The organism is Azoarcus sp. KH32C (assembly GCF_000349945.1).
Taxonomy (GTDB): Bacteria; Pseudomonadota; Gammaproteobacteria; order Burkholderiales; family Rhodocyclaceae; genus Aromatoleum.
Genome location: NC_020516.1, coordinates 19,425 through 35,987 on the forward strand (window position 1 = coordinate 19,425; position 16,563 = coordinate 35,987).

Here is a 16,563-nt window from a genome sequence, read left to right on the forward strand (position 1 = left end):
TATAACGAACGTATTAGGCGATCGCGGGCGACAATCGAGTAGCTTTGCCCGCAATCCGGGATCGAGCTGCAGAACGCCGCAAATCTGCCGTTAACCCTTGTACACGTTTCGAATTCGTTGTCCGCGCCCCGGCCCGACACCATGACACCTCAGCTTTCAGGCAACTATCGCCGCGTCTCCCCGAGCGACATCCGCCTGGGGGAGCCGCTGCCCTACGCCGTCTATGACGCGAGCGGCATGCTGCTGCTCAAGGCCGGTTTCGTCATCAACACCGAGCGGCAGCGCGACGTCCTGGTCGAAAACGGCAGTTACGTCAGTATCGATTCCGCCCAGCCCAAGCCCGCCCGCCCCAATCTGCCGACGGCGACCGTCACCGAGGAACACAACTCCTTCGAGATGTTCGACCTGCTGAAGGTCCGGCTGAAGCGGACCTTCGACCTGTACAAGTCGGGCGGGTTGACCGACGATTTCGTGCCGCGCATCGAAGGCATTGCGCTGACGATCCAGGAAGCCTGCACCCACGACACCGACTCCGCGCTCGCCAACCTGCACCTCGACTACGACTCGTCCTACGCGGTCATCCATCATCTGCAAGCAGCGATGCTGTGCGAGCTGATCGGCAAAAAGCTCGGCGTGCCGGACGACTCGCGCCTGCCGCTGATCAAGGCGGGCCTGACGCACGACATCGCGCTGCTCGACATCCAGGACATCCTCGACCGGCAGACCACGCCGCTGATGCCCTTGCAGCGCGAACGCATCAATGCCCATCCGGGCGACAGCGAGGCGATCCTCGCCAAACTCGGCGTGCACGAAAAGACCTGGCTCGACGCCGTGCGTCACCACCATGAGCGCCTCGACGGCAGCGGCTATCCGGATCATTCGCTCGGTCCGGCAATCAGCCTGCCGACGCGCGTGCTGGCGATCGCCGACATCTACAGCGCGATGGTCCGCGACCGCCCCTACCGCAAGGCCATGGTATCGACCGAGGCGATGCGCAAGCTGATGCACGAGCAGGGCGAACAGACCGACAGCCGGCTGATCGGCATGATGATCAAGGAGATCGGCGTGTTCCCGCCCGGAGCCATCGTGCGGCTCGCCAACGGCGAAGTCGCGGTCGTCAAAAAGCGCACGACGAACACCGCATGCCCTCAGGTATATTCCTTCGTCAAACCCAACGGCATGCCGATGCTGACCCCTCAGTCGCGCGACACGACTCAGGAGTCCTGCCGCATTGAAGGCATGGTGCCGTTTTCGAATCACCGGGCTTCGGTGGTCGTCCTGCGCGGCCTCTGGAACCACTAAGAGCTCCTCCAGGAGCTCTAAGGATGCAGGACATGACCCGTTTCGAATGGAAGCCCGAATACTCCGTCAATGACGACAAGATCGACGCCCAGCACCAGGAACTGATCGCGATCATCAACGGACTGGCCGAGCAGCTGCGCGCGCCGGACGCCTCCACCGACGACGCACGGACCGTGTTCGACCACCTCGCTGCCTACGTCACCGCGCACTTCGCCTACGAGGAAGGCCGCATCGCCGAAGCGGGCTATCCGGCCGAGCTCATCGCCGCGCACCAGGCCGAGCACAACAAGATCCTGCGCCAAGTGCAGGAATTCGAGCAGGTCTTCGAAGGCGGCGACGCCTCCGTGCTCGAACAGCTGATGCCCTTCCTCTATGGTGACTGGCTGATCCACCACATCTGCGGCACCGATAAGGACTACGTCCCCTACATCACCGGCAAGCGCTGAACACGCTCAACGCGACGTGCCGCCCATGCTCTCCTCGATCACCCGCGCGAGCACGTCGACCGCCGGCAGGATGCGCTCGACCGGCACACTCGCATAACCCAGGTTGAGCCCGGGCCGGGCCTGCTCGGGGCGGATGTAATACACGGACAGCGGCCGCACGACGACGCCGCGCGACAGCGTCTTCTCGGCGACGCGTGCGTCGTCCACGGCACCGTTGAAGTGGTACAGCAGGTGGATGCCGGCGTGTCCCCCGGAGCGCGCGATCGCCCCGCCCAACCGGCCCTCCAGCGACTCCTGCAGCGTGTCGCGACGCTCGCGGTAGATGCTGCGCATGCGCTTGATATGCGCCGAGAAATGCCCTTCGGCGATGAATTCCGCAAGCGCCGCCTGGTCCGTGAGCCTTCCCTCGCGGTACATCTCGCAGTTGCCGGCGATGAAGCTGTCGACGAGCTCGGGCGGCACCACCAGATAGGCGAAACGCAGCCCCGGATACATCACCTTGCTGAAAGTGCCGAGGTAGATCACGCGCCGCGAGGTATCCAGCCCGAACATCGACGCGACCGGATTGCTGTGATAGCGCAGCTCGTTGTCGTAGTCGTCCTCGATGATCCACGCCTTGTGGCGGCGCGCCTGTTCGATGAGCTCCAGGCGACGCTCGACGGCAAGCACGGTTCCCGTCGGATACTGGCTCGATGGCGACACGAAAATGATTTTTGGCGGATTTTCCCAATCCTGCGCGGTCGGCGCGATCCCTTTCTCGTCGAGCGCGATCGGCACCGTCTGCACGCCCGCCGCGGTCAGCACGTTGCGCGCCCCCCAATAGCCGGGCTCCTCCATCCACACCCGGTCGCCGGCGTCGCACAACAGTCGCGCGCACAGGTCGAGCGCCTGGTGGGTGCCATTGAAGATCATGATCTGGCGTGGATCGCAGGACACCAACCGGCTCGAACCGAGGTATTCGGCAAGCGCCACCCGCAAGGGCGCAAACCCCCCCACCGCGTACTGCAAGAGGTGCGACTGGCGCGGGTGGACGTACTTCGACAACAGCCGCCGCCACACCGCGAACGGAAAGTGCTCGACGTCGGGAATCCCGGGCATGAAGGCACCGTGCTGCACGCGGCTGCTGCTCGTCATGCGCGCGATCTCGGCGCCGCGCTTCGACAGCAGGTCGGCGCCGCGCTGCATCGCCGCGGGTTGCGGCTCGGTGCGCGTACCGACCGTCGGCAGCGACTCGCTGACGTAGGTGCCCGAGCCCACGCGCGCCTCCAGGTAGCCCTCGATCATCAACTGGTCGTAGGCCTTCATCACCGTGTTGCGCCCGAGATCCAACTCGGCCGCGAGCACGCGCGACGGCGGCAGGCGCGTGCCCGGCCGGATCAGGCGCGCGAGGATCGCCTGGCGCAATGCGAGATACAGGCGCACGCGCAACGCCAGTTCCTGCGGCTGCACGCGCAGGTTCTGCAGGATCACATCCCCGATCAGACCGACATCCATCGCCACTCCCGAATTGTGTCGTGCAAAATTGGCTCCTGCAAATCCGCTAAAATTGGTTCCCTACAGGGCGCCATTTTGCGCCTAAACTCCTTTCAACGACGAGGATATTCGTAATCCCCGCGAACCGGATCCGTCCAAAAGAGACAGACCGTTCGCCTGAGAAACACACTGGAGGAGAACCACTTGATGTGGAGAGAACCTTTTGCGACCATGGAAAGCGCAGGTGCCAACTCGGGTACTGATATGCGCGATGACGTCTTGGTCTCGTTCAGCCACGTGCAGAAAACTTACGACGGCGAAACGCTGATCGTAAAGGATCTCGACCTCGACATCCGCCGTGGCGAATTCCTCACGCTCCTCGGCCCCTCGGGTTCTGGCAAGACGACCTGCCTGATGATGCTCGCCGGCTTCGAAACGCCGACCTCGGGCGAGATCCGCCTCGGCGGCCGCATCATCAACCGCCAGCCACCGCACAAGCGCAACATCGGCATGGTGTTCCAGAACTACGCGCTGTTCCCGCACATGACGGTGCTGGAGAATCTGCGCTTCCCGCTGTCGGTGCGCAAGATGCCCGCCGCCGAAATCGACGCGAAGGTCAAACGCGCGCTCGACATGGTGCAGCTCGGCAGCTTCGCGAACCGCTATCCGCAGCAGCTCTCCGGCGGCCAGCAGCAGCGCATCGCGCTTGCCCGCGCGCTGGTGTTCGAGCCCCAGTTGGTGCTGATGGACGAGCCGCTTGGCGCGCTCGACAAGCAGTTGCGCGAGCACATGCAGCTCGAAATCAAGCACATCCACGAATCCCTCGGCGTCACCTTCGTCTTCGTCACCCATGATCAGGGCGAAGCGCTGACGATGTCCGACCGCATCGCGGTCTTCAACCACGGCGTGATCCAGCAGATCGACACGCCCAGCGCCCTCTACGAAAACCCGACCAACGCCTTCGTCGCGAACTTCATCGGCGAAAACAACGCGCTGGACGGCAAAGTCGTTTCCTCCAGGGACGGCGTCACCCACGTCGCACTGCCCGACGGTACCCAACTGCGCGCCCGCACGGGCGACGCGGGCGGCGCCGGCAGCACGGCGCTGGTGTCGATCCGGCCCGAACGCGTGAGCCTCGCGCGCCCCGACAGCACGGCAGAAAACCGTCTGCGCGCGACCGTACTCGAGCAGATCTATCTCGGCGACCACATCCGCCTGCGCATGCAAGTGGCAGGCTGCAACAACTTCACGATGAAGACGCCGATTTCCCGGATCAGCCGCTGCCCGAATGCCGGCGAAAGTGTCGATATCGACCTCTCGCCCGACCATCTGCTCGCCCTCGCTCCGCCGCAAGGCGCCTGAGCGGGCAACAGCGGAAACGGACGACGCCGCGCGTCCGCCGTGCATTCGCGGCACATCCAAAACTCGAATCGATCGCTCACGCAACGCCACCCGTCCATGGAGGTTGTAGCAACATGAAGACCAGACTGCTCGCCAGCATCATCGCCGGTTTCGCCGGCATCGCCACTGTCGGAATCGCTTACGCCGACGTCACCGTGATCTCCTTCGGCGGCGCATCGCAGAAGGCGCAGGACAAGGCCTACTACCAGCCCTTCGCCACCGCGAGCGGCACGAAGGTCGTCGCCGGCGAATACAACGGCGAACAGGCCAAGATCAAGGCCATGGTCGAAGCCAAGAACGTCAACTGGGACGTCGTCGAAGTCGAATCGCCCGAACTCGTCCGCGGCTGCGAGGAAGGCCTGTACGAGAAGCTCGACTACGCGAAGATCGGCAACAAGGCCGACTTCGTGCCCGAAGCCGTGACCGAATGCGGCATCGGCACCTTCGTGTGGTCGACGGTGCTCGCCTACAACGCCGACAAGGTCAAGACCGCACCGACGTCGTGGGCCGATTTCTGGGACGTCAAGAAATTCCCCGGCAAGCGCAGCCTGCGCAAGGGCGCGAAGTACACGCTCGAATTCGCGCTGCTCGCCGACGGCGTCAAGCCCGCCGATGTCTACAAGGTGCTGGCGACCAAGGAAGGCGTGAACCGCGCCTTCGCCAAGCTCGACCAGCTGAAGCCGAATATCCAGTGGTGGGAAGCGGGCGCGCAGCCGCCGCAACTGCTCGCCGCCGGCGACGTCGTGATGAGCTCGGCCTACAACGGCCGCATCGCCGCCGCGCAGAAGGAAGGCAAGAACCTGAAGGTCGTCTGGAACGGCAGCATCTACGACTTCGACTTCTGGGCGATCCCGAAGGGCACGCCGCAGAAGGAAGCCGCGTACAAGTTCATCCAGTTCGCGTCGAAGCCGGAAAACCAGCGCATCTACTCGGGTGAGATCCCCTACGGCCCGACCAACAAGGCCGCCGTCGGCGGTATGGATGCGAAGGTCGCGGCCGGCCTGCCGACCGCCCCGGCGAACCTGAACGGCGCCTTCGCGACGAGCACCCAGTTCTGGGTCGAGTACGGCGAAGACCTCGAACAGCGCTTCAACGCCTGGGCGGCTCGCTAAGCCCTTCCTGCAAGACCATTGCTGTCAATGACGCGCGGCGCCTGCGGGCGCCCGCGTCGACCCACGCACGGAAATTTCCATGACGACCGCCAGCGAAACCCTCGATGCCTTTTCCGGTGGCACCGTGCCACTGAAGAAGCGACTGCGGCAGGCCGAGCGCCGCAAGAAACTCCTGTTCGGCGCCCTGATCCTGCCCCTGGCGGTCTTCGTGCTGCTGACCTTCGTCGTGCCGATCGTGTCGCTGCTCAAGCACAGCGTCGCGAACCCCGAGGTGCACGACAACCTGCCCGACACCGTCGCCCTGCTGAAAGGCTGGAAGGCCGCGAACGGCGCGCCGGATGAAGCGACTTTCGCCGCCCTGGCGCGCGAACTCGACGCCGCGAAAGGCGGCCCGGGAATCGCTGCCGTCGCCCGCCGCCTGAACCGCGAGCAGGCCGGCTACCGCTCGCTGATCATGAAGACCGCGCGCGCCGTGCCGCTCGAAGCCGGCGCCGCCGCCCGCGACACGCTGATCGGCGTCGACGAGCGCTGGGGCCAGACCGAGATCTGGCAGGCGCTGCAGCGCGCCGGCGATCCGGTCACGCCCTTCTATCTCCTCGCCGCGGTCGATCTGACGACCGACGAGCACGGCGACATCGCGAAGGCGCCCGCCGAGGAAGCGGTGTACATGGACGTGCTGCTCCGCACCTTCCGCATGGCGCTGATCGTCACTGCGCTGTGCCTCGCGCTCGGTTTCCCGCTCGCCTACCTGATGGTGAGCCTGCCGACGCGCCACGCCAACCTCGTGATGATCTGCGTGCTGCTGCCCTTCTGGACCTCGGTGCTGGTGCGCGTCGCCGCGTGGATCGTGCTGCTGCAGAACGAGGGCCTCGTCAATCAGCTGCTGATGGCGCTGGGCATCACGGACGGTCCGATCCAGCTGCTCTTCAACAACATCGGCGTGTATATCGCGATGACCCACATCCTGCTGCCCTTCATGGTGCTGCCGCTCTTCTCGGTGATGAAAGGAATCTCGCCGGTCTATCTACGCGCCGCCGTGTCGCTCGGCTGCCCGCCCTTCAAGAGCTTCTGGAAGGTGTATTTCCCGCAGACGCTGCCGGGCATCGGCGCCGGCGCGCTGCTCGTGTTCATCATGAGCATGGGCTACTACATCACCCCCGCGCTCTTGGGCGGACCGAAGGAGCAGATGATCAGCTACTTCATCGCCTTCTACACCAACCAGACCATCAACTGGGGCATGGCCGCGGCGCTCTCGGCGGTGCTGCTCGCCGCGACGATGGTGCTGTACGTCTTCTACGCCCGCTACCTCGGCCCGACCCGCGGTAACAAGGCCAAGTCGCGCTAAAGGAGCTATGACGATGCTGCAACCCTACGCCTCGCCCCTCGAACGCGCCTGGTACTACGGCCTGCGCGGACTCGTCGGCCTGATCCTGCTGTACCTGATGCTGCCGATCCTCGCGATCGTGCCGCTCTCGTTCAACGCCGACAGCTTCCTGCTCTACCCGATGTCGGGCTTCTCGCTGCGCTGGTACGAGGAAATCCTGACCTCCGCGGCGTGGCGCCAGTCGATGGGCAACAGCCTGATCGTGTCGCCCTTCGCGACGCTGCTCGCCACCGTGATCGGCACCGTCGCGTCGATCGGGCTCGTGCGCGCCGACTTCCCCGGCAAGGCGCTGCTGACCGCGGTGCTGATCTCGCCGATGGTCGTGCCGGTCGTGATCGTCGGTGTCGCGATGTACATCTTCTTCGCGCCGCTCGGCCTGACCGGCAGCTACACCGGCCTCGTCATCGCCCACGCGGTGCTCGGCGTGCCCTTCGTCGTCACGACCGTCACGGCGACGCTGCAGGGCTTCGACTTCAACCTCGTGCGCGCCGCGAGCAGCCTCGGCGCCAACCCGGTGACGACCTTCTTCCGCGTGACGCTGCCGCAGGTCGCCCCGGGCGTGATATCGGGCGCGTTGTTTGCCTTCGCGACCTCGTTCGACGAAGTCGTCGTCACGCTGTTCCTGGCGAGCCCCGAACAGGCGACGCTGCCGCGCCAGATGTTCTCCGGCATCCGCGAGAACATCAGCCCGGCGATCGCCGCGGTCGCGACGATCCTGATCCTGTTGTCGACGCTGATGCTGCTCACCCTCGAAGGCCTGCGCCGGCGCAACGAACGCATGCGCGGCGCACGCCCCGCCTGATCCGACCCCCAAGGAGACACCCGACATGAGTCTGCAACTGAAAGACGCGAACCTCTTCCGCACCCAGTGCTTTGTGGCCGGCGAATGGTCCGGCGCCGACAGCGGCGCGGCGATCGAAGTCCACAACCCCGCCACCGGCGAACTGCTCGGCACCGTACCGAAGATGGGTCGCGCCGAGACGCGCCGCGCGATCGATGCCGCGAACGCCGCCTGGCCCGCCTGGCGTGCGCTGACCGCCGGCTCCCGCGCCAAGGTCCTGCGCAAGTGGTTCGACCTGATCGTCGAGAACCAGGAAGACCTCGCCCGCCTGATGACCTCCGAGCAGGGCAAGCCGCTCACCGAAGCGCGCGGCGAAGTGCTGTACGCCGCCTCCTTCATCGAATGGTTCGCCGAGGAAGGCAAGCGCATCTACGGCGACGTGATCCCCGGCCACCAGCCCGACAAGCGCATCGTCGTCACGAAGGAGCCGATCGGCGTGTGCGCCGCGATCACGCCGTGGAACTTCCCGCTCGCGATGATCACCCGCAAGGCCGGCCCGGCGCTCGCCGCCGGCTGCACGATGGTGCTCAAGCCCGCGAGCCAGACCCCGCACTCGGCGCTCGCACTCGCGGCGTTGGCCGAACGCGCCGGCGTGCCGAAGGGCGTGTTCAGCGTCGTCACGGGCTCCGCGACCGAGATCGGCGGTGAGCTGACCGAGAACCCGATCGTCCGCAAGCTGACCTTCACCGGCTCGACCGAGATCGGCATCAAGCTTGCCGCCCAGTGCGCGCCGACGATCAAGAAGTTGTCGCTGGAACTCGGCGGCAACGCGCCCTTCATCGTCTTCGACGATGCCGACCTCGACGCCGCGGTCGAAGGCGCGCTCGCGTCGAAGTACCGCAACACCGGCCAGACCTGCGTCTGCGCGAACCGCCTGCTGGTGCAGGACAGCGTCTATGACGCCTTCGCCGACAAGCTCGCCGCGGCGGTCGCCAAGCTCAAGGTCGGCAACGGCCTCGCCGAAGGCACGACCCAGGGCCCGCTGATCGACATGAACGCGGTCGAGAAAGTCGAGGAGCACATCGAGGACGCCGTCTCCAAGGGCGCCCGCGTGATCGCCGGCGGCCGCCGCCACGAGCTCGGCCGCACCTTCTTCCAGCCGACGATCCTCGCCGACGTGACCCCGGCGATGAAGGTCGCCCGCGAAGAGACTTTCGGCCCGGTCGCGCCGCTCTTCCGCTTCAAGGACGAGGCCGAGGCGATCCGCATGGCGAACGACACCGAGTTCGGGCTCGCCGCCTACTTCTACGCCGCCAACATGAACCGCGTGTGGCGTGTTTCTGGCGCGCTCGAGTACGGCATCGTCGGCATCAACACCGGGATCATCTCGACCGAAGTCGCGCCTTTCGGCGGTATGAAGTCGTCCGGCCTCGGCCGCGAAGGCTCGAAGTACGGCATCGAGGACTACCTGGAAATCAAGTACCTGTGCATGGGCGGCGTGCAATAAGCGCCGCCGCCAAAAACCGGATCCCATAAGGACATCAAGGAGAACGCATGAACGCCAATACCCTGCCCCCCGGCCTGACGAACGCCGACCAGATGGCCCGCCGCGCCGCCGCCCTGCCCCGCGGCGTCGGCCAGGCCCACGGACTCTTCGCGACGAAGGCGAAGAACGCCGAGATCTGGGACGTCGAAGGCCGCCGCTTCATCGACTTCGTCGCCGGCATCGCCGTCGTCAACACCGGCCACTGCCACCCGAAGGTCATCGCTGCGGCACAGGCGCAGATTCCGCAGTTCAGCCACACCTGCTTCCAGGTCGTCGCCTATGACGGCTACGTGACGCTCGCCGAGCGCCTCAACAAGCTCGCCCCGGGCAGCTCGCCGAAGAAAACCTTCTTCGTCAGCACCGGCGCCGAAGCGGTCGAGAACTCGATCAAGATCGCGCGCGGTTTCACCGGCCGTCCCGGCGTGATCGCCTTCAACGGCGGCTTCCACGGCCGCACGCTGCTGGCCCTCGGCCTGACCGGCAAGGTCGATCCGTACAAGCTCGGCGTCGGCCCCTTCCCGGCCGAGATCTTCCACGCGCCCTATCCCGATGAGGCGCACGGCGTCAGCGTCGACGACGCGATCGCCGGCATCGAGATGCTGTTCAAGACCGACATCGAAGCCAAGCGCGTCGCGGCCTTCATCGTCGAGCCGGTGCAGGGCGAGGGCGGCTACATTCCCGCGCCGAAGGAATTCTTCCAGCGCCTGCGCGCGCTCGCCGACCAGCACGGCATCCTGATCATCGCCGACGAGATCCAGACCGGTGCCGGCCGTACCGGCAAGATGTTCGCGATCGAGCATAGCGGCGTCGCCCCCGACCTGATCACGATGGCCAAGGGCCTCGGCGGCGGCTTCCCGATCGCCGCGGTGATCGGCCGTGCCGACGTGATGGACGCGCTGCCCCCGGGCGGCCTCGGCAGCACCTACGCGGGCGCCCCGATGGCCTGCGCCGCCGCGCTCGCCGTGCTCGACGTGATCGAAGAGGAAGGCCTGTGCCGGCGCGCGACCGAACTCGGCGAACACATGAAGGGGCGGCTGCGCGAACTCGCGGCCAAGCAGCCGGCGATCGGCGACGTGCGCGGCATCGGCGCGATGGTGGCGGTGGAGTTCTTCCACAGTGGGGACAAGAAGCGCCCCGCGGCGGACATCACCAAGGCGGTGATCGCCGAAGCGCAAAAGCGCGGCCTGCTGCTGCTGTCCTGCGGTTCCTACGGCAACGTGCTGCGCCTGATGGTGCCGCTGACGATCGAACAAAGCATCCTCGACGAAGGCCTCGATATCCTCGCGGCCTCCGTCACGGCAGTCACGGCGCAGTCGTAAGCCGACCGCGCCTTTCTCCTCCCTCCCTGCTCCCGCCGCCACGAGCGGCGAGCTCCCGAGCAGCTTGCCGGCACCCACAGGTGCCGGCTTTTTTTCGCCTCCAGCGTCGCTTCAGTCGTGATGCTCGTAGCGGTGGTCGCAGCTCGGGCAGCGTGCCGCCGCTTCGATCGTCCAGTAGACGTGGGTGACCGTCATCGATCCGTCGCGGTTGTTGCGTTCGTATTCCGAACTGCGGCCGTTCGCGGACTGGCGCACGAGTTGCCCCCAGCTCTGCGGGTCGTCAGTGATGTCGACTTCCGAGGGATTCGCCGCGGCGGCCGCAGTCGCGGCGGTCGCGACCGTCGTGGTGCTGTCGACGTGGCTGTAGATCAGGTTCAGTTCCTCGAAGTCGTGATAGTTCGGGCGCGTGCTCAGGGTGCTCGTCGCGTTCGCGCCGGTGTTGGAGAAGTAATCCATGCAGGTGTTCAGCGACGCACCGGTTTCGGACTGGTGGCCCAGGCCGTAGGTATGGGCGACTTCCTGGCACATCACGTGGCGCTTCTCGTTCAGGTTGTTGTAGGTCGCCGTGCCGAAATAGGTGTCGTTCATCTTCGCCGAGCCGCGCGTGATGTGCACGCCGTCGACGATGTTGATCGACGCGAGCCCGAGCCATCCGTTGGCGCCGTAGCGTCCGTTGCACACCTGTGTCGTGCCGGTCACCATCGAGCAGTTTTTGTTCGACTTGCCGGTGACGATCGCCGTCAGCACCGGCGTGAAGCTCGCGCCGAAGTCGCCGGGGCTGTTCCAGTCGGTCGAGGCGAGCGTCAGCATGTTGCGCCAGTCCACGGTCGTCAGGTTGTTGCCCAGCTGCAGCGTGAATTGTTGCGTCGTGCGCGCCCAGTGGTATCCGCCCCACGAGTGGGTCGCCGACGCGAGCCCCGGCACGGCAAGGGCGGCTGCCGCGGCGGCAAGGGCAAGGCAACGGCTGAAAACGGGTCTGCGCATGGAGAGAACTCCTCGATGATGGCAATGGCGGGATGGGCCGATGTTCCGGCAGTGCGGATCGGCACATGCAAAGAATAGTAGTGATCGGAAACGGCGTATACAGCGCCGTGAAGCCGACGTTCGCGACCTCTTCACGGCCGTCGGCGCCCGGATCGGGCGGCCGCCGCGAGGGCCCGGAAGACATCTCGATCGCTCCGTGCCGGATGCCCGCAGCAGATGCCCAAAGTGGCCATCGCAACAATGACGCCCCCATGGTTCGGGCATAGAATGAGTTCATACTCCCTGCGCGAGCGTTCGCGATGCTCCGCCTCGCCGACCGAAGCTACTGGCTGCTGCCCCTCGGTGCCTGGACCGCACTGGTCGCGCTGTCGCTGGTCTTTACCCTGCAGCACACGGATCAGGTGGCCTACGACACGGCACGCCAGCAGGGGCGCGACGTCTTCAACATGGTGCGCGCGACGTGGCTGTGGAATTCCCGTGTGGGCGGCGTGCTGGTCCCGCAAAGTGAGACGAGCCCGCCCAATCCTTACCTCGAATTACCGGAACGCGATCCGGTCACCACTTCCGGCACTCATCTGACCACGGTCAATCCGGCCTACATGACGCGCCAAATGGCCGGCGTGATCGCGGAACAGAGCGGTATCCGCATCCACCTGACAAGCCTGCGGCCGATCAATCCCACAAACGCCGCAGACCCGTGGGAGACCGCCGCACTGAAGGCCTTTGAAGCGCGTGTCGACCGCGAGCGCTGCGAAATCCTCAACGGCAGCGGACCGACGATCCGCTACATGGCGCCGCTGCTGGTCCGCCAGGAATGTCTGAACTGCCATGAAAAATATGGCTACAAGATCGGAGACGTCCGCGGCGGCATCAGCGTTTCGCTCCCGGCCGACGAATTCGTCGAACGCCTTGCCGCCACCAAGCGCAATCACATCGTCACGCACGGGGTCGTCTGGACCATCGTCAGCATCATGCTGATGTTCTACCTCGCGCGGTATCGCGAGCAGTGGAACAACCTGAAATCGCTCACCGCGACGCTGGAAGACCGCGTCGCGGAACGCACGGCCGCGCTGGAGGAGGAAACCGCGGCACACCGCACGAGCGAGGAAGAAGCGTTGCACAACCACCAGCGCTTCCTCGACCTCGTGAATACGACCGACGGCATCGTCTGGGAGGCCGACGCGCAGACCTTCGTCTTCACCTTCGTCAGCCGCAAGGCCGAGTCGCTGCTGGGCTATCCGGTCGAGGCGTGGCACGCACCCGGGTTCTGGGTGGATCATCTGCATCCGGAAGACCGTACCTGGGCGCCGGAGTATTGCGCCGCCTGCACCGGCCGACTCGAACCTCACCGTTTCGAGTACCGCATGATCGCCGCCGACGGGCGCGTCGTGTGGGTCGACGACATCATCACGGTGGTCTCGGAAGGCGGTAAGCCGATACTGCTGCGCGGCCTGATGATCGACATCACGGCGCGCAAGGAAGCCGAAATTGAGGTACGCCACCTGACGCAACGTCTGACGCTCGCGACGCGGGCCGCGCACATCGGCATCTGGGAATACGAACCGGAAACCGGGCGCGTGCTGTGGGACGGCACGATGTTCGACGTCTTCGGCGTCGATCGCGAGGACTTCCACGAGACGATCGACGAGGTCATGAAGCTGATCCACCCGGACGACCTGCAGCATGTGCAGATGCTGGTCGACGAGAGCCTCAAGACCGGCTGCGAATTCCAGACCAGCTTTCGCATCGTGCGTCACGACCGCGAGATCCGCCACATCGACGCGCACGCCGTGCTGGTGCCGGGCAACGACCACCGTCCGACGCGGATGATCGGCGTCAACCGCGACATCACCGAGCGCAAGCGCAACGAGCAGGAGCTTGTGCGGCTCGCGACGACCGACCTGCTGACCGGCTGCTACAACCGCGGCTACCTGTACCGGGTGCTTGAAGGCGAGGTCGACCGCACCCGGCGCTATGGCGATCCGCTGTCGCTGATCATGTACGACCTCGACCGCTTCAAGCGCATCAACGACACCTGGGGCCACGATGTCGGCGACCAGGTGCTGATCCACACGACGCGCGTCGTGCGCGAGGCGATCCGCCGCATCGACGTGCTTGCGCGCTGGGGCGGGGAAGAATTCATGGTGCTGTGCCCGCGCACGACGGCCGAAGAGGCGGCGGTGCTCGCCGAGCGTCTGCTGCAGGCGCTGCGCGACAATCCGACGCCCGTCGCCGGCACCGTCACGGCGAGCGTCGGCGTCGTGACGCTGCGCGCGGAGGAGGGCATCGACGAACTCCTCAAGCGCGTCGACGACCTGATGTATCGCGCGAAGCAGGCCGGCCGCGACCACGCCTGCTGCGACGGCCCCGACCGGCCGCAGCAGTAGAGTTCGTCATGAACTAGGCGAGCCCGGCTCCGACCCGGTATTCCGCCGCAACCGCGACGAGCCAGTCGCGAAACCCGCGCAGCGCCGCCGTTTCGGCCTTGCGCTCGGGAATGATCAGATAGTAGGCCTTGTCGCTCAGGTAGGCGTGATGGAAGGGCATCACCAGCCGGCCGCTGTCGAGTTCTTCCTGGATCAGGAAGGGCGGAATCAGCGCGATGCCCATGTCCTGCATCGCGGCCTGCGCGAGCATCGAGAAGAGTTCGTAGCGCGTGCCGGTCATGTCGTGCGCGACCTGCATTCCGAGCGAACCGAACCACTGCCGCCACGCATACGGGCGGGTGCTCTGCTGCAGCAGCGGCAGCGCGGCGATCTCCTCGGGGGCGAGCTCGGCACGTCCGCCCAGGCGACGCGGGCTGCACACCGGCACCGGGTTCTCGCGCATCAGGAAATGCGCCTCTGTGCCCGGCCAGCCAGCGTCGCCGAAATACAGCGAGGCGTCGAACTCGGTGTCCGCGAAGAGGAAGGGGCGCGTCCGGTTCGTCATATTGACGGTGACGTCCGGATGTCCGGCCAGGAAGTCGCCGAGCCGCGGCAGCAGCCAGCGCGTCGCGAAGGTCGGCATCACCGCGAGCTCGATCGTCGCCCCGCGCCCGTGGTGCGCCATCACCGACAGCGTATCGCGCTCGACCGCGTCGAGCCGCGCACTGATCTGGCGGCTGTAGCTGAGCCCGGCCTCGGTCAGGGTGACGCCGCGCTTCGTCCGACGGAAAAGACGCAGCCCGAGGAAGTCCTCGAGCGCCGCGATCTGGCGGCACACCGCGCTCTGCGTCAGCGCCAGCTCGTCGGCCGCACGCGTGAAGCTCTCGTGTCTGGCCGCGAGCTCGAAGGCGAGGAGGGCGGCGGTGCTGGGAATCTTGCGTCGCATGGCTGTCTCTAAAAAGTGCGCAATGCGCATGACGTGGCAAAACCTGGGGTGGAAAAGCGCAGCGCCTTGCGCCACGCGGCGCGCGATCCGGTGCGTTGTGCCATTCGGCAGATAAGGCCTCCGGCGCGGGAGACCTGCGCGCCCCGCTCCCAAGCTAGTGTCTCTCGAAGTGCGTTTTCCGCACAAGGTCCCGCGAATTTATCGTTTGTCCCGAGCCCCCGCGCTTGGCTAGAGTGCAAACACGTCAGAGCCGGACCGCCTCCCGCGGCCACCGGCCGCCGAACATCCACATCCGTCTTCGAGGAGATCCGACATGGCATCGAACCGCATCAGCTTCGACTGGGCCGACCCCCTGTACCTGGACAGCCAACTCACCGACACCGAGCGCATGGTGCGCGACACCGCGCGCTCCTACTGCCAGGAGCGCCTGCTGCCGCGCGTGCAGGAAGCCTTCCGCCACGAGAAGACGGATCCGGCGATCTTCCGCGAGATGGGCGAGCTGGGCCTGCTCGGGCCGACGATCCCCGAGGAATACGGCGGCGCCGGCATGAACTACGTCAGCTACGGCCTGATCGCGCGGGAAGTCGAGCGCGTCGATTCCGGCTACCGCTCGATGATGAGCGTGCAGAGCTCGCTCGTGATGGTGCCGATCTTCGAATTCGGCAATGAAGCCACCAAGCGCAAGTACCTGCCCAAGCTCGCGACCGGCGAGTGGATCGGCTGCTTCGGCCTGACCGAACCGAACCACGGCTCCGACCCGGCGAGCATGGTGACCCGCGCGAAGAAGGTCGACGGCGGCTACAGCCTCTCCGGCAGCAAGATGTGGATCACCAACAGCCCGATCGCCGACGTCTTCGTCGTGTGGGCGAAGGACGACGCCGGCGACATCCGCGGCTTCGTACTCGAGAAGGGCTGGAAGGGCCTGTCGGCGCCGGCGATCCACGGCAAGGTCGGCCTGCGTGCGTCGATCACCGGCGAAATCGTCATGGACGAAGTCTTCGTGCCGGAAGAAAACGCCTTCCCGACCGTGCGCGGCCTGAAAGGACCCTTCACCTGCCTGAACTCGGCGCGCTTCGGCATCGCCTGGGGTGCGCTCGGCGCCGCGGAAGCCTGCTACGAGACCGCGCGCCAATACACGCTCGACCGCCAGCAGTTCGGCCGTCCGCTCGCCGCCAACCAGCTGATCCAGAAGAAGCTCGCCGACATGCTGACCGAGATCACGCTGGGCCTGCAGGGCTGCCTGCGTCTGGGCCGCCTGAAGGACGAAGGCAACGCGCCGGTCGAGCTCACGTCGATCATGAAGCGCAACTCCTGCGGCAAGTCGCTCGACATCGCCCGCGTCGCGCGCGACATGCTCGGCGGCAACGGCATCTCGGACGAGTTCTGCATCGCGCGCCACCTCGTGAACCTCGAAGTGGTGAACACCTACGAGGGCACGCACGACATCCACGCGCTGATCCTCGGCCGCGCGATCACCGGCATCGCCGCCTTCTCGAACTGAGG

At 65.9% G+C, this 16,563-nt stretch carries 13 protein-coding genes; 10 read left to right on the plus strand and 3 right to left on the minus strand.

Going from position 1 to position 16,563, the window contains the following annotated elements; translation table 11 throughout:
• The first annotated feature begins 141 nt into the window (after nt 1-141).
• Nucleotides 142-1,302, plus strand: coding sequence for an HD-GYP domain-containing protein (locus AZKH_RS00075; RefSeq protein ID WP_015433677.1), 1,161 nt, complete (start codon nt 142-144; stop codon nt 1,300-1,302).
• 32 nt (nt 1,303-1,334) lie between these two features.
• Entirely contained in the window at nt 1,335-1,748 is a 414-nt protein-coding gene (locus tag AZKH_RS00080) for a bacteriohemerythrin (RefSeq protein ID WP_156822010.1), read from the plus strand.
• Nucleotides 1,749-1,754: 6 nt separating this feature from the next.
• On the opposite strand, the gene AZKH_RS00085 is transcribed toward AZKH_RS00080, so the two are convergent.
• Nucleotides 1,755-3,242 carry a PLP-dependent aminotransferase family protein gene (locus AZKH_RS00085; protein ID WP_015433679.1) on the minus strand — a complete coding sequence of 496 codons (1,488 nt, stop codon included), beginning with the start codon at nt 3,240-3,242 and terminating at the stop codon, nt 1,755-1,757.
• A 243-nt stretch (nt 3,243-3,485) separates the two neighbouring features.
• Here AZKH_RS00085 and AZKH_RS00090 point away from each other — a divergent pair, with 243 nt between their 5' ends.
• The 6 genes from AZKH_RS00090 to gabT all read left to right on the plus strand — a co-directional run bounded on the left by AZKH_RS00090 (nt 3,486) and on the right by gabT (nt 10,764).
• Nucleotides 3,486-4,583, plus strand: coding sequence for an ABC transporter ATP-binding protein (locus AZKH_RS00090; protein WP_041655750.1), 1,098 nt, complete (start codon nt 3,486-3,488; stop codon nt 4,581-4,583).
• 113 nt (nt 4,584-4,696) lie between these two features.
• The gene (locus AZKH_RS00095; protein ID WP_015433681.1) at nt 4,697-5,734 is read left to right on the plus strand and encodes an ABC transporter substrate-binding protein; all 1,038 of its coding nucleotides are present in this window, start codon (nt 4,697-4,699) and stop codon (nt 5,732-5,734) included.
• Nucleotides 5,735-5,813: 79 nt separating this feature from the next.
• Nucleotides 5,814-7,079, plus strand: a complete 1,266-nt coding sequence (locus AZKH_RS00100) for an ABC transporter permease (RefSeq protein ID WP_015433682.1) — start codon at nt 5,814-5,816, stop codon at nt 7,077-7,079.
• Nucleotides 7,080-7,092: 13 nt separating this feature from the next.
• A complete protein-coding gene (locus tag AZKH_RS00105) occupies nt 7,093-7,920 on the plus strand; it encodes an ABC transporter permease (protein WP_041656512.1) in 828 nt (275 codons plus the stop codon).
• A gap of 25 nt (nt 7,921-7,945) precedes the next feature.
• The gene (gene gabD, locus AZKH_RS00110; protein ID WP_015433684.1) at nt 7,946-9,406 is read left to right on the plus strand and encodes an NADP-dependent succinate-semialdehyde dehydrogenase; all 1,461 of its coding nucleotides are present in this window, start codon (nt 7,946-7,948) and stop codon (nt 9,404-9,406) included.
• A 47-nt stretch (nt 9,407-9,453) separates the two neighbouring features.
• Nucleotides 9,454-10,764, plus strand: coding sequence for a 4-aminobutyrate--2-oxoglutarate transaminase (gene gabT / locus AZKH_RS00115; protein ID WP_015433685.1), 1,311 nt, complete (start codon nt 9,454-9,456; stop codon nt 10,762-10,764).
• A 111-nt stretch (nt 10,765-10,875) separates the two neighbouring features.
• Here gabT and AZKH_RS00120 read toward each other — a convergent pair whose 3' ends face one another.
• Nucleotides 10,876-11,748: a hypothetical protein gene (locus AZKH_RS00120; RefSeq protein ID WP_015433686.1), complete on the minus strand. Its 873-nt coding sequence runs from the start codon at nt 11,746-11,748 to the stop codon at nt 10,876-10,878.
• A 299-nt stretch (nt 11,749-12,047) separates the two neighbouring features.
• Between AZKH_RS00120 and AZKH_RS00125 the strand changes: the two genes are divergently transcribed.
• Complete coding sequence (locus AZKH_RS00125; RefSeq protein ID WP_015433687.1) at nt 12,048-14,135, plus strand: diguanylate cyclase; 2,088 nt, start codon at nt 12,048-12,050, stop codon at nt 14,133-14,135.
• 13 nt (nt 14,136-14,148) lie between these two features.
• Here AZKH_RS00125 and AZKH_RS00130 read toward each other — a convergent pair whose 3' ends face one another.
• Nucleotides 14,149-15,060 (minus strand): LysR family transcriptional regulator, encoded by a 912-nt coding sequence (locus AZKH_RS00130; protein WP_015433688.1) that lies wholly within the window; start codon nt 15,058-15,060, stop codon nt 14,149-14,151.
• A 313-nt stretch (nt 15,061-15,373) separates the two neighbouring features.
• Between AZKH_RS00130 and AZKH_RS00135 the strand changes: the two genes are divergently transcribed.
• Entirely contained in the window at nt 15,374-16,561 is a 1,188-nt protein-coding gene (locus AZKH_RS00135; RefSeq protein WP_015433689.1) for an acyl-CoA dehydrogenase, read from the plus strand.
• The last annotated feature ends 2 nt before the right edge of the window (nt 16,562-16,563 follow it).

Excerpts from the sequence above, each read along its gene's own strand:
- AZKH_RS00075 (WP_015433677.1), top strand. The coding sequence starts at position 142 with ATGACACCTCAGCTTTCAGGCAACTATCGCCGCGTCTCCCCGAGCGAC.
- AZKH_RS00080 (WP_156822010.1), top strand. The coding sequence starts at position 1,335 with ATGACCCGTTTCGAATGGAAGCCCGAATACTCCGTCAATGACGACAAG.
- AZKH_RS00085 (WP_015433679.1), bottom strand. The coding sequence starts at position 3,242 with ATGGATGTCGGTCTGATCGGGGATGTGATCCTGCAGAACCTGCGCGTG.
- AZKH_RS00090 (WP_041655750.1), top strand. The coding sequence starts at position 3,486 with ATGCGCGATGACGTCTTGGTCTCGTTCAGCCACGTGCAGAAAACTTAC.
- AZKH_RS00095 (WP_015433681.1), top strand. The coding sequence starts at position 4,697 with ATGAAGACCAGACTGCTCGCCAGCATCATCGCCGGTTTCGCCGGCATC.
- AZKH_RS00100 (WP_015433682.1), top strand. The coding sequence starts at position 5,814 with ATGACGACCGCCAGCGAAACCCTCGATGCCTTTTCCGGTGGCACCGTG.
- AZKH_RS00105 (WP_041656512.1), top strand. The coding sequence starts at position 7,093 with ATGCTGCAACCCTACGCCTCGCCCCTCGAACGCGCCTGGTACTACGGC.
- gabD (WP_015433684.1), top strand. The coding sequence starts at position 7,946 with ATGAGTCTGCAACTGAAAGACGCGAACCTCTTCCGCACCCAGTGCTTT.
- gabT (WP_015433685.1), top strand. The coding sequence starts at position 9,454 with ATGAACGCCAATACCCTGCCCCCCGGCCTGACGAACGCCGACCAGATG.
- AZKH_RS00120 (WP_015433686.1), bottom strand. The coding sequence starts at position 11,748 with ATGCGCAGACCCGTTTTCAGCCGTTGCCTTGCCCTTGCCGCCGCGGCA.
- AZKH_RS00125 (WP_015433687.1), top strand. The coding sequence starts at position 12,048 with ATGCTCCGCCTCGCCGACCGAAGCTACTGGCTGCTGCCCCTCGGTGCC.
- AZKH_RS00130 (WP_015433688.1), bottom strand. The coding sequence starts at position 15,060 with ATGCGACGCAAGATTCCCAGCACCGCCGCCCTCCTCGCCTTCGAGCTC.
- AZKH_RS00135 (WP_015433689.1), top strand. The coding sequence starts at position 15,374 with ATGGCATCGAACCGCATCAGCTTCGACTGGGCCGACCCCCTGTACCTG.